The sequence below is a fragment of the Acidibrevibacterium sp. genome, from assembly GCF_049965395.1.
GTDB classification, from domain to species: Bacteria; Pseudomonadota; Alphaproteobacteria; order Acetobacterales; family Acetobacteraceae; genus Acidibrevibacterium; species Acidibrevibacterium fodinaquatile.
The window spans coordinates 44,679-64,538 of sequence record NZ_JBMFWJ010000011.1 but is presented as its reverse complement, the minus strand read 5'-3'; the positions used below and the strand labels follow the sequence as shown (position 1 = coordinate 64,538).

The 19,860-nt window shown below is 67.3% G+C and carries 19 protein-coding genes and 1 tRNA gene; 5 read left to right on the top strand and 15 right to left on the bottom strand.

The annotated features are described in order from the left end of the window. Positions 1 to 24: 24 nt before the first annotated feature. The 9 genes from ACP5M5_RS05590 to ACP5M5_RS05550 all read right to left on the bottom strand — a co-directional run bounded on the left by ACP5M5_RS05590 (position 25) and on the right by ACP5M5_RS05550 (position 7,714). On the bottom strand, positions 25 to 612 hold the full coding sequence (locus ACP5M5_RS05590; protein ID WP_427936076.1) for a DUF3501 family protein: 588 nt from the start codon (positions 610 to 612) through the stop codon (positions 25 to 27). A gap of 20 nt (positions 613 to 632) precedes the next feature. Then, entirely contained in the window at positions 633 to 1,988 is a 1,356-nt protein-coding gene (locus tag ACP5M5_RS05585) for a heterodisulfide reductase-related iron-sulfur binding cluster (RefSeq protein ID WP_427936075.1), read from the bottom strand. Positions 1,989 to 2,074: 86 nt separating this feature from the next. Further along, positions 2,075 to 2,494: a rubrerythrin family protein gene (locus tag ACP5M5_RS05580; RefSeq protein ID WP_114913312.1), complete on the bottom strand. Its 420-nt coding sequence runs from the start codon at positions 2,492 to 2,494 to the stop codon at positions 2,075 to 2,077. 345 nt (positions 2,495 to 2,839) lie between these two features. Further along, the gene (locus tag ACP5M5_RS05575) at positions 2,840 to 3,781 is read right to left on the bottom strand and encodes a nucleoside hydrolase (RefSeq protein WP_427936073.1); all 942 of its coding nucleotides are present in this window, start codon (positions 3,779 to 3,781) and stop codon (positions 2,840 to 2,842) included. Between the two features lie 98 nt (positions 3,782 to 3,879). Then, positions 3,880 to 3,955 (bottom strand) — tRNA-Ala (locus ACP5M5_RS05570). Between the two features lie 34 nt (positions 3,956 to 3,989). Continuing rightward, complete coding sequence (gene otnK / locus ACP5M5_RS05565) at positions 3,990 to 5,318, bottom strand: 3-oxo-tetronate kinase (protein WP_427936072.1); 1,329 nt, start codon at positions 5,316 to 5,318, stop codon at positions 3,990 to 3,992. Further along, positions 5,315 to 6,355, bottom strand: a complete 1,041-nt coding sequence (locus tag ACP5M5_RS05560) for a glycosyltransferase family 4 protein (RefSeq protein ID WP_427936071.1) — start codon at positions 6,353 to 6,355, stop codon at positions 5,315 to 5,317. Before ACP5M5_RS05560 ends, otnK begins: the two co-directional genes overlap by 4 nt. Continuing rightward, positions 6,352 to 6,768, bottom strand: coding sequence for a 6-pyruvoyl trahydropterin synthase family protein (locus ACP5M5_RS05555; protein ID WP_427936069.1), 417 nt, complete (start codon positions 6,766 to 6,768; stop codon positions 6,352 to 6,354). The genes ACP5M5_RS05560 and ACP5M5_RS05555 overlap by 4 nt, the downstream gene beginning before the upstream one ends. Position 6,769: 1 nt before the next feature. Continuing rightward, positions 6,770 to 7,714 carry a zinc-dependent alcohol dehydrogenase gene (locus ACP5M5_RS05550; RefSeq protein WP_427936067.1) on the bottom strand — a complete coding sequence of 315 codons (945 nt, stop codon included), beginning with the start codon at positions 7,712 to 7,714 and terminating at the stop codon, positions 6,770 to 6,772. Positions 7,715 to 7,860: 146 nt separating this feature from the next. Between ACP5M5_RS05550 and ACP5M5_RS05545 the strand changes: the two genes are divergently transcribed. Then, complete coding sequence (locus ACP5M5_RS05545; RefSeq protein ID WP_427936066.1) at positions 7,861 to 8,862, top strand: PEP-CTERM sorting domain-containing protein; 1,002 nt, start codon at positions 7,861 to 7,863, stop codon at positions 8,860 to 8,862. Here ACP5M5_RS05545 and ACP5M5_RS05540 read toward each other — a convergent pair. From ACP5M5_RS05540 to ACP5M5_RS05515, 6 genes are all read right to left on the bottom strand, one after another. Further along, positions 8,813 to 9,526, bottom strand: a complete 714-nt coding sequence (locus ACP5M5_RS05540) for a RibD family protein (RefSeq protein ID WP_427936064.1) — start codon at positions 9,524 to 9,526, stop codon at positions 8,813 to 8,815. The genes ACP5M5_RS05545 and ACP5M5_RS05540 overlap by 50 nt on opposite strands. 7 nt (positions 9,527 to 9,533) lie before the next feature. Next, a complete protein-coding gene (locus ACP5M5_RS05535; protein ID WP_427936063.1) occupies positions 9,534 to 10,229 on the bottom strand; it encodes a glutathione S-transferase N-terminal domain-containing protein in 696 nt (231 codons plus the stop codon). 191 nt (positions 10,230 to 10,420) lie between these two features. Beyond that, positions 10,421 to 11,617 (bottom strand): pyridoxal-phosphate-dependent aminotransferase family protein, encoded by a 1,197-nt coding sequence (locus ACP5M5_RS05530; RefSeq protein WP_427936062.1) that lies wholly within the window; start codon positions 11,615 to 11,617, stop codon positions 10,421 to 10,423. Positions 11,618 to 11,814: 197 nt separating this feature from the next. Next, on the bottom strand, positions 11,815 to 12,825 hold the full coding sequence (locus ACP5M5_RS05525) for an NADP-dependent oxidoreductase (protein ID WP_427936061.1): 1,011 nt from the start codon (positions 12,823 to 12,825) through the stop codon (positions 11,815 to 11,817). After that, entirely contained in the window at positions 12,825 to 13,886 is a 1,062-nt protein-coding gene (locus tag ACP5M5_RS05520; protein ID WP_427936060.1) for an alcohol dehydrogenase, read from the bottom strand. The genes ACP5M5_RS05525 and ACP5M5_RS05520 overlap by 1 nt, the downstream gene beginning before the upstream one ends. A 67-nt stretch (positions 13,887 to 13,953) precedes the next feature. Beyond that, positions 13,954 to 14,940, bottom strand: a complete 987-nt coding sequence (locus ACP5M5_RS05515) for a D-2-hydroxyacid dehydrogenase family protein (protein WP_427936059.1) — start codon at positions 14,938 to 14,940, stop codon at positions 13,954 to 13,956. Between the two features lie 71 nt (positions 14,941 to 15,011). On the opposite strand from ACP5M5_RS05515, the gene ACP5M5_RS05510 reads away from it, so the two are divergent. The 4 genes from ACP5M5_RS05510 to lptG all read left to right on the top strand — a co-directional run bounded on the left by ACP5M5_RS05510 (position 15,012) and on the right by lptG (position 19,859). After that, entirely contained in the window at positions 15,012 to 15,956 is a 945-nt protein-coding gene (locus ACP5M5_RS05510) for a 3-hydroxyacyl-CoA dehydrogenase (protein ID WP_427936057.1), read from the top strand. Beyond that, complete coding sequence (locus tag ACP5M5_RS05505) at positions 15,953 to 17,365, top strand: FAD-binding oxidoreductase (RefSeq protein ID WP_427936056.1); 1,413 nt, start codon at positions 15,953 to 15,955, stop codon at positions 17,363 to 17,365. Before ACP5M5_RS05510 ends, ACP5M5_RS05505 begins: the two co-directional genes overlap by 4 nt. A gap of 245 nt (positions 17,366 to 17,610) precedes the next feature. After that, positions 17,611 to 18,750: an LPS export ABC transporter permease LptF gene (gene lptF / locus ACP5M5_RS05500; protein WP_427936054.1), complete on the top strand. Its 1,140-nt coding sequence runs from the start codon at positions 17,611 to 17,613 to the stop codon at positions 18,748 to 18,750. Continuing rightward, complete coding sequence (lptG, locus tag ACP5M5_RS05495) at positions 18,747 to 19,859, top strand: LPS export ABC transporter permease LptG (protein WP_427936053.1); 1,113 nt, start codon at positions 18,747 to 18,749, stop codon at positions 19,857 to 19,859. The genes lptF and lptG overlap by 4 nt, the downstream gene beginning before the upstream one ends. Position 19,860: the final 1 nt, after the last annotated feature.

Below are 19,860 nucleotides of genomic sequence, written 5' to 3'. Positions count from 1 at the left end.
CATGCGGGTTTGGGGGCACGCCCCTTAGGCGAAATCGCTGGCCAGCGTATCGCGGAGAGCCGGCGTGAGCGTGGTCATGTGTGGGTAGTTGGGGTGGCGGAAGCCGAGCATGATATCGTTCGCGGTTTTGAATTTGGCGATCGCAGACGCGGTGAAAGGAAAATGCACGAACTGCACCGAGGAGGCCTTGCCCTCGGCGGTGGTGCGGTCCTGATCGGTCTCGGGCTGGCTTGCGATGGTTTCGCCGGCGAAGCTCAGAAACGCGGTTTCCTCGATCCCGCCAAGACGCGCGAGTTCGGCTTTGCGCCGGTCTGGATCGTCGATTTCGATCATGAAAGTCGCGACCAGCTCGGCGCCGTTTGGCACCAAGGGATTATAAGCCGCGAGTTCGTCGGCGATCTGTTCGGGGCCGCCTTTTTCGATATGCAGCATTTCGTGAATTTGAAACCACATCGTGTCGTAATTCTCGAAGAAGAAGGTGACGAACGGGCCAACCGCGACACGGCGGCCACGCTTCAGCGCAACCATCGCGCGCCGGCGCTCGGCTCGCTCGGCGGCGTAGATTTCCGGCGGCAGGATATCCGCTTCGGTGATCGCGTATTTGCGGGTCATCGACATCTCCGCTGTGATGATCAGGCGGCTTCGGGATCCAAGCCGTAGCTGCGGGCAAGGAGCCGGATGGGATGGGAAAGAAGCTCCGGCAACGGGCCGTCGCTCGTCGTGTCGCGCGCCATGGTCTGGCCTAGATGCGTGCCAGCGAGTGGGCATTCCGACGTGACAAAGCGCTGGCCGGCACTTTTTGCCGCGCGCGCGGCCGGGCGGCCGACCTTGAGGGCGACCGGAAAATTCTCGCGCTTGAACCCCCAGGCGCCGCCGTGGCCGGAGCAGCGTTCGACCACGGTGACATCGATCTCGGGGATCAGGCGCAGCATCTCGGCGGCTTTCTGGCCCATGTTTTGCGCCCGCGCATGGCAGGCCATATGCACCGTGACGCCACCCGCAACCGGCTGCAAACCAGGGGCGAGGCCGTTTTTGCGCGCGATATCGACGATATATTCGCTGACATCGTAGGTCGCATTGGCGAGGCGCCGCACCGCCTCGTTCTCGGGCAGCAACAGCGGCCATTCGAATTTCAGCATCAAGGCGCAGGAGGGGACGAGGGCGATGACGTCGTAGCCGCGCGCGATCCAGGGGCCGAGGGCGCCCGCGACCTCTTGCGCCTGCGCTGCGACCTCGCCGAGCAATCCTTGTTCCAAAAGCGGCATGCCGCAACAGCGGGGATAGACGATTTCGGTCTCGACGCCGTTTTGCGCGAGCACGGCGCGCGTCGCGAGCCCGACGCTGGTGTCGTTGTAATTGCCAAAGCAGGTGGCATAGAGCACGGCCTTGCGGCCAAAACCCGGCGCCTCGCGATTGAGCGCGGGCGGGTTGGCGGCGGCGGCGATGGTGAGGCTGTGGCTGGCATATTTCGGCAGTTCGGCCTCGCGATGGAGGCCAGCACCGGCTTCGAGCCACCGGCGCGCCAGGCGGTTTTCGGTGTTCGTCGCCCAATTGGCAAGCGGCGCGGCGAGGGTGGCGAGCCGGCCGTTGCGATCGGTTTTGGCAAGCTCACGATCGGCCCAGGCGACCTCGCCGGCGCGCGCGGCAACCGCACGCTGGCGCAGCATCAGATGCGGAAAATCGAGCGCGAAGGGGTGCGGCGGCACATACGGGCATTTGGTCATGAAGCACATGTCGCACAGCGTGCAGGCTTCAACGACCGGCGCGAAATCAGCGCTTTTGACGGTGTCGAGTTCGCCGCTCGGCGACGCATCGATGAGATCAAAAAGGCGTGGGAAGGAATCACAGAGGTTGAAGCAGCGCCGGCAGCCATGACAAATGTCGAACACCCGGCGCAATTCCGCGTCGAGTTTGTCCGGGTCATAGAATTCGTCATCCCGCCACGCGATCGGATGACGTGTCGGTGCCTCGAGCCCGCCTTCGCGCATCACATTTTTCCTTGGCGACAAAGACCCGAGCCGGGCGCCCAGGACCCTGCCCCAGGCACCCGGCTCGCAAACGCAATCGCGGCGGCTTATTTCAGCTCGTCGAAGGCGCGCTGAAAGCGTCCGGCGTGCGAACGCTCGGCCTTGGCCAGCGTCTCGAACCACTCGGCGATCTCCTCGAACCCTTCCTCGCGGGCGGTGCGCGCCATGCCGGGATACATGTCGGTATATTCGTGGGTTTCGCCGGCGATCGCAGAGAGCAGATTATCGCTGGTCTTGCCGATCGGCTTGCCGGTCGCGGGATCACCCACCGCTTCGAGAAATTCGAGATGACCATGGGCATGCCCGGTCTCGCCCTCGGCGGTGGAGCGGAACACCGCGGCGACGTCATTATAGCCTTCGACATCGGCTTTCTGGGCGAAATAGAGATAGCGCCGATTGGCTTGGCTCTCTCCCGCGAACGCGTATTTCAGGTTTTCCTCGGTCTTGCTGTTTTTGAGCGATGCCATGACTAACCTCCTGACCTCGACGGCCTGACGATGAACCAAAAATCTTGGGAGCCGGATGCGGCGTGGATGCATGATAAAACGCCACAAACGCCGGGAATCCTTGGCCCAGAGGCTAGCCGCGCGGCCCCGCGAAGTCAATTTGGGCGGGGGGAAGTTTGACCGCAGGGCGCGCTGCTCCAGACCCTCATCATGAAATGGATTGCAAAGGCTCTGCCTTTGCCAGGGTCCAGGGGCAGAGCCCCTGGCCTTCAACCCCTCCTGAATTTCAGCAATATTTTCAAGCGCCCCTTGTCCTGTTTGGGCTGGCGCGAGAGGCTTTCCAAGCCGCGATCGGCGAAGGATTTCTCACCGCAGGCGGGAAAGCCGCTCGCCGAGGAGCGCGAAAAATCCCTCCGCGTCCAGCGTCTCCAAAACCAGGGCATTGGCGGTCTCTTCCGGCGTGGGCGCGATCGTCGTCTGTCCCCGTGTCGCCCCCTCGGCGCAGGAGACGGCGACGCGGGCCGGGCGGGCGGTGAACAAATCCGGGCGCAGCAGCCAGGCGATGGCGCAGGGGTCATGCAGCGGGCGGCCGGGCAGCGTCGGGTGCGGCGGCAGGGCGGCGAGAATGTCGCAGGCGGTGGCAAGCGCCGTTCCCGCCCCGGCGGCGCGGAGATGCGCAAGACGCGAAGCTGTCACCAGCGCTTGATGGGTGAGATCGAGCGGCGCGAGGGTCAGCGGACGCCCGGCGGCAAGCAGAACCGATAGCGCCTCGGGGTCGCTCCAGGCGTTGAACTCGGCCGCCGGCGTGATGTTGCCGCCTGCGAACGCGCCGCTCATCAGCACGATTTCGCCGATTTTGGCGGCCAAATCCGGCTCGGCCATCAAAGCGCGTGCGAGATTGGTCGCGGGGCCGATGCCGACCAGGGTGAGCGGGGCGGTCGCGGCGCGGAGATGGGCACGGATGACATCGGCGGCCACGCCCGGCGCCGGCGCCCCGCCCGGAGGCAGAACGATCCCGGCGAGGCCGTTTTCGCCATGCGCCCGGGGTGCCGAGGTGAATTCGCCACGGATCGGCTGCCCCGCCCCGGCATGGACCGGAACCTCGGCCCCGGCGAGCGCGACCAGCGCCAGGGCATTGGCCAAGGTGCGCTCGATCCCGACATTGCCGCCGACGACGGTGATCGCCTGGAGCGCGATCTCCGGCGAGGCGAGCGCGAGCCAAAGGGCGATCGCGTCATCGGTGCCGGGATCGCAATCGATGATGATGGGACGCGGGAACGCGGGAGCGCTTTCGGACCGGCGCTTCATATGATTGCCCTCGACCCTTCCGGCGGCTCCGCCGTGATTCGCGGACAGTTTGCTATGCAACAACCCCGCAGCGGTACACCCTAACGCCGTGCGTTGATTGGTGGAGCCAAGGGGAGTCGAACCCCTGACCTCCTGAATGCCATTCAGGCGCTCTCCCAACTGAGCTATGGCCCCGTGGCGCGCCTTATAGAGGGCGCCGACCGGGGGATCAAGGCCGGCTTGCCTTCGCCGCGGGCAGCCTCTCGAACGCTTTGAGGAAGAAATCGGGCGCGCCGAAATTGCCGGATTTGAGGGCGAGCAGCAGCGGCGGGCCATCCCCCTCGGCGCGGGTCCAGGGCACGCCCGGGTCGATCGGCGCGCCGATGCGTAAAGAACGCACGCCAAGGCGCGAGACCACCGCGCCCGAGGTTTCGCCGCCGGCGACGACGAGGCGCCGCACCCCGAGGTCACGAAGGCCGGCGGCAATGGTGGCGAGCGCGGTCTCGATCACGGCGCCGGCTTGCGCACGCCCGAGACGCGCCTGCAAGGCGGCGACCCGCTCGGGCGGGGCGGAGGCGGCAATCAGCGGCGGGCGGCCCTCGGCGGAGGCGCCGAGATGCTCCCTCGACCAGGCCAGCGCGGCGGCAGCGAGCGCGGTGGCATCGGGGGTCGCGAGTGGGTCGAGGTCGAGCGTCGGGAGCACGTCGCGCGCCCGCGTGATCTGGCCGAGCGTCGCCGGCGAGCAGGAGCCGGCGAGGATCGCCGAAAGACCCGGCACATCGTCGAGCGCTGCCGGATCGGCGCGCTCGGGAAGCAGGCCCTGGCGCCGGAAATTCGCCGGCAAGCCCATCGCGACGCCCGAGCCACCGGTGATCAGCGCGTGCTCAGCCGCCGCCGCGCCGATCGCATGGAGATGGCGCTCATTCACCGCGTCAATGATGGCGTAGCGCTTACCTTCTCGCGCGCACGCCGCCAGCGCCGCGCGGATCGCCTCCGCCCCCTGGTCGACGACGGCGTAGGGGACGAGGCCGACTTCGCCACGGGTCTGGCGGGCGAGCACACGCACCAGATCGGGGTCGCGCATCGGCGTCAGGGGATGGTTTTCCATGCCGCTTTCATTGAGCAAGCGGCTGCCAACGAAGAGATGGCCCTGATAGACGCTGCGTGCATTGGCCGGAAAGGCGGGGCAAGCGAGGGCAAAGCCGGCGCCGAGATCGGCAAGCAGCGCATCGGCGACCGGGCCGATATTGCCAGCGTCCGTGCTGTCGAAGGTCGAACAGTATTTAAAGAAAAACTGCCGGCAGCCGGCGGCGCGCAGCGCGGCAAGGGCGGCACGGCTTTGGGCCACGGCTTCGCCGGCCGGCGCGGTGCGCGATTTGAGGGCGATCACCAGGGCGTCGGCCTCTGGCAATGGCTGGCCGGGCGCCGGCACGCCGATGAGTTGGACGGTGCGCATGCCGTGTTCGACGAGCATGCTGGCGAGATCGGTCGCGCCGGTGAAATCATCGGCGATGCAGCCGAGCAGCGGCATGGTTTCCTCCAAACGTGAGCGTCTCATCCTGGCGCGAGCGCTTGCGCGAAGGCGGCGATTTGGGTCTCCCAGCCAGGCAGCGCCTGCCCCGCGCGCCAGGCGTTCGCGGCCATCGTGGCGCGGAGGTCGGCATCGAAAATCAGCCGCCGCAGCGCCTTCGAAAGCTGCTCGTGATCGCCGGGGTTGGCGAAAACGCCGGCGTCCTCAGGCACCAGGGCGGCAGCGGCGCCGCCGGCGCAGACGGCGACCGGCAGGCCGCGTGCCAGCGCCTCGGCGACCGCCATGCCATATCCCTCCCAATAGGTCGCGAGCGCGAACAGATCGGCGCCTTGCCAGAGGCGGTCGAGCGCCGCGTCATCGACCTCGCCGGCGAACGTCACTTTCGCTGCGATCCCGAGGTCGCTGGCAAGGGCGCGGAGGTTTGCGGCATAAGCCGGATCGCTCGCCGTCTCGCCGGCGATGGTGAGGGAAAACTCGAGGTCAAAGAGCGGCGCGAGCGCGCGGAGCAGCACGTCATGGCCCTTGCGCGGGATCAGCGCGCCGACCGAGAGGATCGCCGCTCCCGGCCCACCCGAGCCCCGGCTCCGCGGCGCGGGATCGGTGCCGGGGGTGACGACGCGAAGGCGCGTGGGCGCGACGCCGAATTCTTTTTCCAACCGTGAAGCGGTTTCCGCGCTGGTCGCGATGACGGTTTTGAGACGCGGCAGCAGGCGGCATTCGAGGGCACGAAGATCGGCGCGGTCGGCCTCGGAAAACCCGGTCTCGAGCGCCGTCGGGTGGTGGATGAGGCCGATCGCGCGGCCGGTGATGGCGGCGAGATGGGGCGCGAAGGCGGGCAACGCGAGCCCATCGATCACCGGGATCACGTCCTGCGCGAGCGCGGCGAGGCTGCGCCCGGCATCCTCCTCGGCCAGTGCGTCGGCGAGCGGGTGACGCCCGGCGAGCGCGATCACCGCAACCTCATGCCCGGCCTGGCGGAGGCCGGCGACCATACGGCGGTCATAGGCATAGCCGCCGGAGAGCCGCTCCCAAGGGGCGGGAACGAAAAGCGCGATCCGGCTCACGCCGCGCCCTCGGCGCCGATCGGCCCCTCGAAAGCGGCAAACGCGCGCGGGCTTTCGCGGAGCAGGATTTTGAGCCCAGAAAGGCGGCGGCCGCCCTCGCCAAGGGCGCCTTCGCGGCACGCATCGGCAAGCAGGGCGTGGATATGGGCGGCGAGGAATTCGGTGGTGGTGTTGCGCCCAGCGAATTCCGCCATCTCGTCGAGATTGCGGTAATCGACGGTATCGAGCACGCGGCGCAAGGCCTGGCCGGCGAGGCCGATATCGACCACCAGATGATCGGCATCGAGGATCGGCGCGCGGAATTCCGCCTCGACCGCGTAGGTCGCGCCGTGCAGGCGCTGGGCCGGGCCGAACACCGCGCCCTGGAAGGAATGCGCGATCATGACATGGTCGCAAACGGTGAGGCTATACATCTCAGGCTCCGTAATCGATCACATGGCAGAGGCCGCCAGCGAGCAGACGCGGCATAGCGGCGGGCAGGTCGGCGAATTTAGTCGGCGGCTCGAGGAGGATATCAAACACCGGATCGCCGAGAAGATCGAGAGCAAGCGCGAGCCGCGCGCGCTGGGTGCGGCGGGCACGCATCAAGGGGGCGACCCGGCCGACTTGACTTGCGATGATCCGCAGGCGGCGGGCATGAAAATCCTCCCCGAGCGGAACCACGGGGGCGGCATCGCCATACCAGCTCGCCTCGATGATCGCCGCTTCGTCGCCGGCGGCGCGCAACGCGTGCGCAAGGCCAGCGGCGGAGGCCGAGGTGTGAAAGACCAGATCCTGATCGCCGGGAGCGGCCTCGGGCAGCGCGAAACGGCAGCCGAGCGCGGCCGCAGGCGTTGCGCGGGCGGGATCGAGATCGCACAGGGTGACGGTGGTCGCGGGAATGCGTGCCACCAGCGCGCCGGCGAGCAGGCCGAGCACGCCGGCGCCCATCACCAGAACCCGCATCCCGGGAAGCGGTGCGGCATCCCAGAGCAGGTTGAGCGCGGTTTCCATGTTAGCGGCGAGCACCGCGCGGGCGCTCGGCACCGCGTCGGGCACCGGAATGGCGAGGGTTTGTGGCGCGTTGAACGCGTCCTGGTGCGGGTGAAGAACGAAGAATCGCGCCCCGTTTTCGGCTTGCGCGACGGCGCTGTAGCCGTATTTCACCGGAAACGGGAAGGCGCCGACCATCAGCGGCGCCCGCATCGCCTGGAACTGGCTTGCCGGGACGCGCCCTTCGAAAACCAGGGCCTCGGTCCCGCGCGAGATGCCGCTCGCGATCGTGGTCAGCCGGATCTCGCCGGGGGCTGGCGCCGGCAGAGCCTCGGTGCGGATCTCGCCGCGCCCCGGCGCGACGGTCCAGAAAGCGCGAGCTTGCATTCCGTTAGCGCCCTTTCAGTGTCCTCTCAAAAAATACCTTGAAATCCGCATCACGAATATGTTAACGTTACCTTAACGTGACGTTTCTGCAGTCAGGGAGACGGCGGATGACGAGCGTGGTGCGGCCGACAAGCAGGTATATTTTTATGGCCACGACGGCAATGCTGTTCGCTGGCCTCGCCTCGACGGCCCGGGCCGGCGCGGTCATCGACACTCTCTATTTCACCACCTATAGCGGCGGCGAAAATATCTGGAGTACCACCGCGACCTATAGCGGCAATGGCAACGCCGGCAATGGCACCTTCTCCCTTACCACGCCGACCGGAATCGCCCAGACGCCGGGGGCGGACGGCATCGTCGAGAACCCCAATAACGGCCAGTTGTTGGTGGGCGGGCAGGGTACCGGCAGCATCTACCAGGTGAACCCGACCAATGGGAATTATGTCACGCTTCCCGCCGGGATGAACACGTATGAAATCACCGTCGGCCCGAGCGGCAACCATGTTTGGGGTGGCGGCAGCGAAGGCAACGCCTCGACGATCACCAAGGTGCCGCTCAACCCGACCGGCGGCACGCCGACGGTCGTTACCGTCTCGGGCGCGAGCAGTGAGGTGACGCATATCACCTTCGCGCCGGGGCTTGCCCCCGGCACGGCGTTTTACACCGACGGAGCCGATAGCGGGCTCGGCGATTTTGGCACCATCAATCTCGCGACCGGCGTCACCACCGCGCTCCTCACCAATGTCCCTTACGCGCACGGCATGGTCTATGACCCGTTCACCGGCGATCTGATCCTCGCCGGCGGCGACACGATCGCGCAGGTCAGCACCTCAGGCACGGTTCTCTCGACTCTCGCCCTCAATCCGGGGCAGGAACTGGACCAGGGCGCCGTCACCGGCAACGGACAGCTCTACTGGGCCGATAATACGGGCAATCTGGTGTTCATCGATTACGCCAATACCGGCCTCATTGGCGCGTCCACCGACTTCGTTTCGAATAATTTCTATATCAACTCACTCGATGATATCGCGCCCCTGGTCGGCAGCGGCGGCACCAATGTCCCCGAGCCGGCGACGCTCGGCCTCCTCGGGTTTGGGGTCACGGCGCTCGCGGCCCTTCGCCGCCGCGCCCACTTGCGTTCGCGGTGAACACGATATCGAGCAGGAGATCCCCGCCCAAAGGATGAACCGTCCAGGCGAGCCGCCGCGCCTCGGCCGGGGTCGCGGCGGGGGGTAGCGCGAAGGCCGGGATGCCACCGCCGAGCAAGAGCGGCGCGAGGGTCACGTGCAACCGGTCGAGCAGGCCGGCGGCGAGAAACCGCGACAGCGTAACCCCGCCGCCTTCAACAAGCACGCGCCGCAAGCCGCGCAGAGCGAGCTGATCAAGCAAACGGCGAAGATCGAAAACACCATCCCGGCACGAAACTCCGACGAGTTCGGCGGTGCCGTGGCGGGTTTCCCCGGCGATGGTCTCTGCCGCAACGCAAAGCAGCGTCGCGCCGCCATCCTGAAAGAGACGAAATTCCACGCCGAGCCGCCGCCTCGGGTCAAGCACCACTCTGACCGGCGAGGGGCCGCGAACCCGCCGCGTAGTCAGGCGCGGGTCATCGGCGGCGACGGTGCTGGCACCGACCAGGACGGCATCGGCGCTCGCGCGCAGGCGGTGGGTGTGATCGAGATCTTCCTCACCTCCAATCCACTGCGAGGCGCCGGAGGGGGTTGCGATGCGGCCATCGAGGCTTTGGGCGAGGCGGCCGAGGACGAAACGCCCGCCCTCCGCGACCCCAAGAAACGGCGACGCCGGCGCCGCCATCGCCGTCTCAGCGCGCGCCGAACTGCTTGGCGCCGAACAGATTTTCGCGCTCCTGGTCGGTCATCGCGCCGCGGCGCTGATTTTCGCTCAGAACCTCGACGCCGCGCATCACGGCGGGGCGGGCGGCGATCGCGTCATGCCAGCGGCGAACATGCGGGTAATCGGCGAGGTCGATGCCGCGCCGCGACGGATTGCGCACCCAGGGGAAGGTCGCGATGTCGGCGATCGAGTAGTCGGCGCCGGCAAGATACTCGCTCTCAGAGAGACGCTTATCGAGCACGCGGTGCAGGCGCTTGACCTCGTTGGTGTAGCGCTCGATGGCGTAGGGGATCTTTTCCGGGGCGTAGGCGGCGAAATGGTTATACTGGCCGAACATCGGCCCGACACCGCCCATCTGGAACATCAGCCATTGGAGACAGCGATAGCGTGCCGCCGGCTCGGCCGGGATCAATTGCCCGGTTTTTTCCGCAAGATAAATCAGGATCGCGCCGGATTCGAACAAGGCGAAGCGCTGGCCCCCCGGCCCGTCGGGATCGATGATCGCCGGAATGCGATGATTGGGGGTGATCGCGAGGAATTCGGGCTTGAATTGCTCCCCCTGGCCGATATTCACCGGCACGACTTTATAAGGAAGCCCGATTTCCTCGAGCATGATATGCACTTTGTGACCATTCGGGGTCGGCCAGGTCCAAACTTCGATCATGCGTGATACCTCTCTTTGCGTACGAACTTAGGAAGATTCTTCTTTTCCTGAAGAAAAAGAAGCAAAAAGACTTTTCTCCCGGTTTCTTGGCGTGGCAACTTGCGCGGAGCGGGCAGCGCCGCAGGCGCTGGCCAACGGAGAAAAGTTTTTTGGTTCTCTTTTTTCAAAAAAGAACCGCTCTCCCTTCCAGGTCACGCCGGCAGCGCCAAGAAGTCGAGAGCTGCCTGGACGCCGCCGGCGCGGAACGGGATGCCGGCGGCCGCGAGGCCCATTTCCACCCCGGCCAGCGTTCCGATCAAGTCGAGATCGCCGAAATGGCCGAGATGGCCGATGCGAAAGACGCGATCGGCGAGCGGGCCGAGACCGTTGCCGAGGCTCATGTTGAACCGCGCGAGGATGAGGGCGCGGAGACGATCGGCGCTTTCGCCCTCGGGCAGGCGGACGGCGGTCAGGCTCGCGGAATAATGGCGCGGCTCGGCGCACTGAATTTCGAGCCCCCAGGCGCGCACCGCGTGCCGGGTTGCCTCGGCGTGACGGGCGTGGCGGGCAAAGACCGCGTCCAGCCCGATCTCGTGCAGCATCGAAAGCGCCGCGTCCAAGCCGTAGAGCAGGTTGGTCGCCGGCGTGTAGGGGAAAAAGCCGCGTTCATTGGCAGCGAGCATCGGCCGCCAATCCCAGTAGCTGCGGGCAAGGCGGGCATGCTCGGCGGCGGCGAGCGCCTTGCGACTGATCGCATTGAAAGAAAGACCTGGCGGCAACATCAGCCCTTTTTGCGAGCCGGCGATGGTGACATCGACGCCCCACTCATCGTGGCGATACTCCATCGAGCCGAGTGAGGAGATGGTGTCGACGAGCAACAGGGCGGGATGCTGGGCGCGGTCCATCGCCTCGCGGATCGCCTGGATATCGCTGCGGCAGCCGGTCGAGGTTTCGTTATGGACGACGCAGACCGCCTTGATCTCATGGTCGCGATCGGCAGTGAGCGCTTCGCCGATCAGCGCCGGATCGGCGCCGCGGCGCCAATCGGTGTCAAAGACCAGCGGCGCGAGGCCGAGACGCTCGGCCATTTCCTTCCAGAGTGTGGCGAACCAGCCGGTGCGGATCATCAGGATGCGATCGCCGGGTGAGAGCGTATTGACCAGCGCCGCCTCCCACGCCCCGGTGCCGGAGGCGGGATAGATGACGACCGGTGCCTCGGTGCCGAACACCGGGCGCAGATTGTCGAGCACGCGGCGGGCGAGGGCCGCGAATTCCGGGCCGCGATGGTCGATGGTCGGGCGGTCGATGGCGCGCAGGACGCGGTCGGGGACGTTGGTGGGGCCGGGAATTTGTAGGAAATGCCGCCCCTGATGCGCGTCGCCCGGGGGGTGATTGTCACGTTCGGACATGATCTCGCTCCTCAACGCGGCGCATCTTGCCCCGCCGCGCCCGCCGCCGCCAATGAATTCCCCTCGTTCGTGCGAGAAGGTTTCCTTATTCGCTCGCAAGGAAAGGCAAGGATGTTCTTTTTTGAAAAAAAAGAACCAAAAAACTTTGGCCCAGCGGGCAGTGCCTGCGGCACTGCCCGCTCCGAGAAAACCGCCGCTCAGGCCGGAGCGGCGCCGACGCGCACGAGGAGCTTGCCGAAATTGCGCCCGCCGAGAATGCCGATCAGCGCGTCGGGGGCGTTTTCGAGCCCCTCGACGATATCTTCGCGGTATTTCAGGCTGCCATCCAAGACCCAAGGCGTTGCCAAGGCGCGCCATTCGGCGAAGCGTTCGGGCTTGTCGGAGACGATCAGGCCCTGAATGCGTAGCCGGTTGCGCACCACAATCATCAGATTGGGGCCGGGACGCGGCTCGGTGTCGTTATATTCGGCGACCATGCCGCACATCACCACCCGGCCGAAGGCATTGAGCCGGGGGAACACCAGGCGCTGCAGATCACCCCCGACATTCTCGAAATAGACATCGATCCCGTTCGGGCAAGCGTCATTCAACGCCGCCTTGAGATCGAGGGTGCGATGATCGATGCATTCATCGAAGCCGAGCGTTTCCTGCACGAAGAGACATTTCTCCGGCCCGCCAGCGACACCGACGACGCGCGCCCCGGCACGCTTGGCGAGTTGGCCGGCGACCGCGCCGACCGCACCCGAAGCCGCCGAGATCACCACCGTCTCGCCCGCTTTCGGCTGGCCGATATCGGTCATCCCGGAATAGGCGGTGGTGCCGGGCATGCCGAGGACGCCGAGATAGGTGGAGAGCGGCGCGCCGTTTTTTGGCAGCTTCACCACCGCCTTCGCCGGTGCCACGAGATGGCTCGCCCAGCCGCGCGGGCCGACCACGACATCGCCTGGCGCAAAGCCAGGATCGCGCGAGGCGATCACCTCGCCGATGGTCTCACCCTCCATCATGCCGCCGATCGGCACCGGCGCGGCGTAGGATTTCGCGTCCGACAGCCGCCCGCGCATATAGGGATCGATCGAGAGAAAGAGGGTGCGGGTGAGAACCTGGCCCTCGGCGGGCTCAGGCATCGCGCTTTCCTCGATCGCGAAAATATCCGGCGTCGGCGCGCCCACCGGGCGACGACGGAGAACGACGACCTGGCGCTTGCTCATCACGCGGCCTCCGCCCGGAGCACGAGGCGCCCCGTCACCTTGCCGTCACGAAGCCGCATCAGAGCCTCGTTGGCATCACGCTGGGGCACCTCCGTCACCGGCAGCGGCTTGACGGCCCCCGACTGAGCGAGCTTCACCAGGGCGCGGAGATCCTTGACGGTGCCGACATAGCTTCCCTGAACGGTCAGCGCCCGGATCGGCATCAAGGGCAGCGGCAAAGAGAGTTCGCCACCAAAAAGGCCGACCTGCACCAGCTTGCCGCCCTTGCGCAAGGCGTCGAAGGCAAAGCGCGCCGTCGCCGTGCCGTTGACGAGATCGATCACCGCCGCGACCGGCCCGCCGCACGCCTCGATGATGCGTTTGGCAACCCCCTCGCCGCTGCCATCGATGGTTTGGCTCGCGCCCTCGCGCCGAGCCGCTTCGCGCTTTTCGGCGCTGACATCGACGACGACGATATTCTTGTGCCCGAGCGCCTTTAGGATCTCGATCGCGTTCATCCCCAGCCCGCCGGCACCGACCAGCACCACCGGCTCCTCGGGCGGCAGCGGCATGACCTTCTGGATCGCGGAATAGACGGTGATCCCCGAGCAGGCATAGGTCGCCGCGACCGCCGGATCGAGGGTGCCGGGATCGACGAGATGGCGCGGATGCGGCGCTAGAACGTGGGTCGCGTAGCCGCCGTTCTGATAAACGCCGAGGCTTTTCGGCTTGAGGCACATATTGTCCTCGTCTCCGAGACAGGCGGCGCAGGTGCCACAGCCGACCCAGGGGTAGACGATGCGGAGATCGCCCGGCTTCACGCCCTTGGCCTCCGGCCCGAATTTCACCACCCGGCCGACGATTTCATGGCCCATGGCGAGCGGCAGCACGACCCCACGATCGACGAGCGACATTCGTTTGCCGCCGCCGAGATCATAAAAACCTTCCCAGATATGGAGATCGGAATGGCAGACGCCGCAATGCGTCGTCTCCAGGAGCACTTCCGTCCCTTTCGGCTCCGGGGTCGGAAGCTCCATTTCCTTGAGCGGGGCTCCGTTTTCCACTACGGCCCAGGCGCGCATCGTTTTCCTCCTGCACATCGGTTACAGCTCTCGCTGGCCGACATGGGAGAACGCCGCGCCTCAGCCGTCAAGCCGACGCCGCCTCGGGGTTGACCACGCGGATCGGCGCGCCGTCGAGGAAGGCCGCGATGTTTTCCACCGCCTCGCCGTAGAACTGGCGAAAGATCGCGCCCGTCCCGAAGCCGAGATGCGGCGTGAGCACGGAGTTGGGCAAAGTGCGCAGCGGATGGTCGGCGGGCAGCGGCTCAGTGTCAAAAACATCGAGCGCGGCCCTGATGCGTCCCTCGCGGAGCGCCGCGACCAGCGCCGCCTCCTCGATCAGCGGGCCGCGCGCGGTGTTGACGACGATCGCCCCCGGCTTGAGCCGCGCCAAGTCGGCAGCACCGAGCACACCGCGGGTGCGGGCGGAGAGCACGAGATGGAGACTGATCGCGTCCGACTGCGCAAGCAGCGCCTCTTTCGTCGCATACTCCGCCCCGGCCTCGGCGGCGCGCTCGGGGGTCAGGTTGGCGCTCCAGGCGAGCACACGCATGCCAAGCGCGCGGCCGTAGCCGGCCATGCGCGCGCCGATCCGCCCGAGCCCGATAACGCCGAGCGTCGCCCCGGCGAGTATTTGGCCCAGCCCGACCCCTTCCTGGAAGCGCCCGGCACGGATCGCGGCATCGCCGGCCGGGACATGGCGCGCGGCGGCGAGCAGCAGGGCGAGCGCCAGTTCCGCCGTCGCCGCGCCGGACGCATCGCTCCCGGTGTTGCACACCAAAACGCCCGCTTTGGTGCAGGCGGCGAGATCGAGGGTGCCGGCGCGCGGCCCGGTCATGGCGATCAGCTTGAGGCGCGGCAGACGCGCGATGAGGGATGCGGGAAACGCCGTCCGCTCGCGCATCGGGAGCAGGATGTCGTAGGCCGCGAGGCGGGAAGCCGCCTCGTCTTCAGAGGCGAAGGCGGCCGGGAAAAAATCGACCGTCGCGCGGGCCTCGAGTGCCCGCCAATCGGCGCTGGCGCGGGCGATGCCCTGCCAGTCATCGAGCACCGCGATCTTGACCAATGACGCCATCGGGTTTCCTCTTTGTCTCGGTTGCCGGGAGGTGCCGGCAGGGTGAACCGGGGAAAGAGGACTGGCAAGCGATGGACGAAAAAAGCCAACGCCGAGTCGCGGTGATCGGTGCGGGGCTGATCGGACGTTCTTGGGCGATCGTCTTCGCTCGCGCCGGATTCGCCGTCGCGTTATGGGACGCGGTGCCGGCGGCAATCCCGGCGGCGCGCGGGTTCATCGCGGCGCGGCTGCCCGAACTCGCCGAAGTCGGTCTCCTCGCCGATCCGCCAGCGAAGGTGCTGGCGCGCATCACCCTCGCGCCAAGCCTCGCCGAAGCGCTCGCCGGCGCCGAATACGTCCAGGAAAACGGCCCCGAGCGGGTCGAGGCCAAAGCTGACCTGTTCGCCGAGATGGACCGCCTCGCCGCCCCTGACGCCATCCTCGCGAGTTCGACCTCCGGCATCCCGGCGAGCCAGTTCACCGGCAATCTCGCCGGGCGGGGGCGCTGCCTCGTCGCGCATCCGGTCAATCCGCCTTATCTCGTGCCGGTGGTCGAACTCTGCCCGGCGCCGTGGACCGATCCCGCGGTGGTCGCGCGCGCGCGGGCGTTGATGGAGGCGGCCGGGCAGGTGCCGGCGACGGTGAACCGGGAGGTCACCGGCTTCGTCCTCAACCGGCTGCAAATGGCGCTGCTCGGCGAGGCGTTCCGGCTCGTGCGCGACGGGGTCGTCAGCGAGGAGGATCTCGACGCGACGATCAAGCACGGGCTTGGTCTGCGCTGGTCGTTCATGGGGCCGTTCGAGACCATCGACCTCAACGCGCCGGGCGGGCTCGCCGATTACGTTGCCCGCTATGGCGGGCTTTATACGCAGATCGAGCGCGAGATGACGCCCTGTGACCTCACGCCCGACCTCGTCGCCCGGCTCGCCGCCCCCCGCCGCGCCGCCTTGCCGCTCGCCGAACACCCGGCCCGCCAAGCCTGGCGTGATCGGCGGCTGATGGCGCTGGGGGCGCACAAGGCCGGGCAGCCAGCATGAACGCGGCCGAGGCCCTCGCCGCGCTCGCCGATTGCCTCGGGCCACGCGGGCTGATCACCGACCCCGCCGATATCGCGCCCTATGCCGAGGATTGGCGGCGGCTCTATCGCGGCCGACCGCCCGCCGTGTTGCGCCCAAGGAGCACCGCCGAACTCGCCGCCGCCGTCCGCATCTGCGCCGAGGCTGGGCTCGGCATCGTGCCCCAGGGCGGCAATACCAGCATGGTCGGCGGCGCGACCCCGTCCGCGCGCGGCGACGAGGTGGTTCTCACCCTGTCGCGGCTCAACCGCGTGCGCGCCATCGACCCGGTCGATCTCACCCTCACCATCGAGGCCGGGGCAACGGTCAAGGCGGCCCAGGATGCGGCGGCCGAGGCCGGCTGCCAGTTGCCGCTTTCGATCGCCTCGGAAGGGAGTGCGACCATCGGCGGCGTGCTCTCGACCAACGCCGGCGGCAATATGACGCTCCGCTTCGGCAATGCCCGCGACCTCGTGCTCGGCCTTGAGGTGGTGCTCGCCGATGGCCAAGTGTGGGAGGGGCTCCGGCGGTTGCGCAAAGACAATACCGGCTATTGTCTCCGCCAGATTTTCCTCGGCGCCGAAGGCACGCTCGGCATCATCACCGCCGCCGTGCTCAAGCTGGTGCCGGCGCCGCGCGAGCGCCTGGTTGCGTTTGCCTCGCTGCCGAGCCCCGAGGCGGCGCTCGCGCTGCTGACCCGCTGCCAGCGTCATGACCCCTCGGCGCTGCTTGCCTTCGAATATATGGGGGGAGACGGCATGGACCTCGTGCTCCGCCACATCCCGGACACACAGCTTCCCATCGCCGCCGCCGGGCATTACGTCTTGGCCGAATTCGCCTCGCCCCGCCGCGCGGCCGGGCTCGCTGAGGGCGTCGAGGAGATGCTGGCGCAAGCGATGGCGGCGGGCGAGGTGCTGGACGCGACGCTGGCGGCGAGCGAGGCGCAGGCGCGGGCGATGTGGCGGCTGCGCGAGGAGCACGCGGAGGCGCAAAAGCGCGCCGGCGCCAGCATCAAGAACGACGTCTCGGTGCCGGTCTCGCTGGTGCCGCGCTTCCTGCGCGAAGCCCCGGCCGCCTGTGCCGCACTCATGCCGGGGATCCGCGTCGTTGCCTTCGGCCATCTCGGCGACGGCAACATCCACTTCAACTTGCGCCCGCCCGAGGGCATGGCGGACGAGGATTTCCTCGCCCAGGACCACGCCGTGATGGACACCGTGCTCGGCGTCGTGCGCCGCTTGGGCGGCAGCTTCTCGGCCGAGCACGGAGTCGGCCAGCTCAAGACCTACCTGATGCCGGAATGGCGCGGCGGGGTCGAACTCGACCTCATGCGGGCGCTCAAGACAGCGTTCGACCCGCGCGGCCTCCTGAACCCGGGAAAGGTTTTGCCGTAGGCACACCCCAACGGAGAAACGTTTTTTGACTCTTTTTTTCAAAAAAGAGCGCTTTTTTCTGTCTTTCGCCACTTTCTCGCACCGCCAAACGGCGTGACGCCGCGCCCACGCGCCGGCGGGCGTCACGCCCTGCGCAAAAATACGCAGCCAAGTCGCTCGGCAGTTGCTTTCGCCGAAGTTCTGGCCCAGAAACCGGCGACCCCCACTTCGCTGGTTGCATCTGGGACGACGCAAAGCAGGCCGCCATGCTCTCCGCGCTCCGACTTGGCCAGATCGACCGCTATCTCCTCGGCCAGCTTCTGGCCGGGCTGGTTGCCTCGACCGGCGGGTTGGTCGCGCTAATCTGGCTGACCCAGTCGCTCCGCTTCATCGATCTCGTGGTCAATCGCGGTCTCTCGCTGGCGGTGTTTCTCCAGCTCACCGGCCTTTTGATCCCGAGCTTCGTCGCCGTCATCCTGCCGATCACCACCTATGTCGTGGTGCAGTTCACCTATCAGCGCCTGGCGAGCGACCGCGAGCTGACGGTGATGCGTGCCGCCGGGCTTTCGGCTTACGCGCTTTCGCGCCCGGCAATGATGTTGGCGCTGATCTCGGTCGTCACCTGCTTTGTCCTCGATGTCTGGGTGGTGCCTTCGGCCTCGGCGGCGTTCCGCGAGGAACAATTCCGCATCCGCAACCGCATGGCCGCCTTCATGCTCCAAGACGGGGTCTTCACGCAGGTCTCCGATGACATGACGGTCTATGTCCGTCGGCGCGATTCGGACGGCACGCTGCATGGCGTGATGATCGATGACGCGCGCCAGAAGAACGCGCATGCAACGATCCTCGCCCGCCGCGGCCGTTTCCTGCCCTCGACCGACGCGCCGCGCGTGCTGCTGCTGGACGGCACCCGCCAGGAGATCGATCATCAGACCGGGCGGCTCAACATTCTCACTTTCGCGCAGAATGTCATCGAGCTTTCCTCCAACAAATCGACCGCGCAACGCTTTCGCGACGCGACCGAGATGTCGCTCGGCGAATTGCTGCACCCCGACCCGGCGGTGGTCACGGCGCGCGATCGGCCGAAATTCGTCGTCGAGGCGCATCGCCGCCTGACCGCGCCGCTCACCGCCGCCTCCTTCGCCATGGTTGCCCTGGTCGCGGTGCTGCGCGGCGCGTTTCAGCGCCATGGCGGGCTTTTGCGCCCGTTCATCGCGGTGCTCGTCGTCGTCGGCCTGCTTGCCGTCGGTCTGATGATCGCCAATCTCGCGGCGCGCGTGCCGGCGCTGATCCCGCTGATCTGGGTGCATGCCATCGCGCCCGGTATGGTCTGCGCCTGGATGCTGTTCGTGCCCGAACTCCGCCTCGGCCGCCTTTCGTCCCTCATCCCCGGGGCGGCGGCATGATCCTCGCCGCGACCTTCCTCCGCTATATCTCGCGGGTGTTCACCTTCGCCGTCCTCACCATGGTCGCGGCCCTGTCCGGGCTCGTCGCACTGTTTGACTTCATCGAGCTTTTGCGCCGCGCCGCGACCCGGCCGCAAGCGACCTTCGGCATCGTCTCCGAGATCGCGGCGCTGCGGCTGCCGTGGGAGGCGATGCAGATCCTGCCGTTTGCCGTGCTGCTCGGCGGGATTTCGGCGTTCTGGCGCCTGACCCGCTCGTCGGAGCTAATCGTTGCGCGGGCAACCGGGCTTTCGGCGTGGCAATTCCTCTCCGGCCCAACCTTGTGCGCGGCCTTGCTCGGCGCCATCGCGACGGCGGCGGTAACCCCGGTTTCGGCGGTGATGCTGGCCCGCGCCGAAGCGCTCGACAACCTCTATCTCACCTCGACCGGCGGGCCGCTGTCGCTCTCCGGCGGCCAGCTCTGGCTCCGCCAATCCGACCACGCGCTAGTGCCGGAGGGGGTTTCGATCATCCACGCCGAGCAAGTGGCGCTCACCCGCCGCGTGCTCTCGGTAAGCGAGGTCAGCGTTTTTCGCCTGGCGCCGCATGACCAGCTTTTGCAGCGCATCGAGGCGCAACGCGCGGTGCTCGATCACGGCACCTGGCGGCTGGAAGCGGCGCGGGTGGTTTCCACCGATCGGCCGCCCGAACCGGCGGGGACGATCCTGCTGCCAACCGATCTCACCGTCGCCCGCGTCGAGGAGAGCTTCGCCTCGCCGGATACGCTCTCGTTTTGGAAGCTGCCAGACTTCATCGCACTCCTCGAGCGCTCCGGGTTTTCCGCGATCCGCCATCGGCTGCGTTTCCAAAGCCTGCTCGCGCTGCCGGTCTTGGCGGCGACGATGACGCTGGTCGCGGCCGGGTTCTCGATGCGCCCGACGCGGCGCGGCGGCACCGCGCGGATGATCGGGAGCGGGGTTTCCGCCGGTTTCGCGCTGTTCATGGTCTCCAAGGTTGCCGAGGAATTCGGCGGCTCCGGGGCCTTGCCAATCGTCCTCGCCGCCTGGGCGCCGGCGGCGGCCGGGCTGATGCTGGCGATCGCGCTTTTGCTTCATCTGGAAGACGGCTGAG

Excerpts from the sequence above, each read along its gene's own strand:
- ACP5M5_RS05590 (WP_427936076.1), bottom strand. The coding sequence starts at position 612 with ATGACCCGCAAATACGCGATCACCGAAGCGGATATCCTGCCGCCGGAA.
- ACP5M5_RS05585 (WP_427936075.1), bottom strand. The coding sequence starts at position 1,988 with ATGCGCGAAGGCGGGCTCGAGGCACCGACACGTCATCCGATCGCGTGG.
- ACP5M5_RS05580 (WP_114913312.1), bottom strand. The coding sequence starts at position 2,494 with ATGGCATCGCTCAAAAACAGCAAGACCGAGGAAAACCTGAAATACGCG.
- ACP5M5_RS05575 (WP_427936073.1), bottom strand. The coding sequence starts at position 3,781 with ATGAAGCGCCGGTCCGAAAGCGCTCCCGCGTTCCCGCGTCCCATCATC.
- otnK (WP_427936072.1), bottom strand. The coding sequence starts at position 5,318 with ATGAGACGCTCACGTTTGGAGGAAACCATGCCGCTGCTCGGCTGCATC.
- ACP5M5_RS05555 (WP_427936069.1), bottom strand. The coding sequence starts at position 6,768 with ATGTATAGCCTCACCGTTTGCGACCATGTCATGATCGCGCATTCCTTC.
- ACP5M5_RS05550 (WP_427936067.1), bottom strand. The coding sequence starts at position 7,714 with ATGCAAGCTCGCGCTTTCTGGACCGTCGCGCCGGGGCGCGGCGAGATC.
- ACP5M5_RS05545 (WP_427936066.1), top strand. The coding sequence starts at position 7,861 with ATGGCCACGACGGCAATGCTGTTCGCTGGCCTCGCCTCGACGGCCCGG.
- ACP5M5_RS05540 (WP_427936064.1), bottom strand. The coding sequence starts at position 9,526 with ATGGCGGCGCCGGCGTCGCCGTTTCTTGGGGTCGCGGAGGGCGGGCGT.
- ACP5M5_RS05535 (WP_427936063.1), bottom strand. The coding sequence starts at position 10,229 with ATGATCGAAGTTTGGACCTGGCCGACCCCGAATGGTCACAAAGTGCAT.
- ACP5M5_RS05530 (WP_427936062.1), bottom strand. The coding sequence starts at position 11,617 with ATGTCCGAACGTGACAATCACCCCCCGGGCGACGCGCATCAGGGGCGG.
- ACP5M5_RS05525 (WP_427936061.1), bottom strand. The coding sequence starts at position 12,825 with ATGAGCAAGCGCCAGGTCGTCGTTCTCCGTCGTCGCCCGGTGGGCGCG.
- ACP5M5_RS05520 (WP_427936060.1), bottom strand. The coding sequence starts at position 13,886 with ATGCGCGCCTGGGCCGTAGTGGAAAACGGAGCCCCGCTCAAGGAAATG.
- ACP5M5_RS05515 (WP_427936059.1), bottom strand. The coding sequence starts at position 14,940 with ATGGCGTCATTGGTCAAGATCGCGGTGCTCGATGACTGGCAGGGCATC.
- ACP5M5_RS05510 (WP_427936057.1), top strand. The coding sequence starts at position 15,012 with ATGGACGAAAAAAGCCAACGCCGAGTCGCGGTGATCGGTGCGGGGCTG.
- ACP5M5_RS05505 (WP_427936056.1), top strand. The coding sequence starts at position 15,953 with ATGAACGCGGCCGAGGCCCTCGCCGCGCTCGCCGATTGCCTCGGGCCA.
- lptF (WP_427936054.1), top strand. The coding sequence starts at position 17,611 with ATGCTCTCCGCGCTCCGACTTGGCCAGATCGACCGCTATCTCCTCGGC.
- lptG (WP_427936053.1), top strand. The coding sequence starts at position 18,747 with ATGATCCTCGCCGCGACCTTCCTCCGCTATATCTCGCGGGTGTTCACC.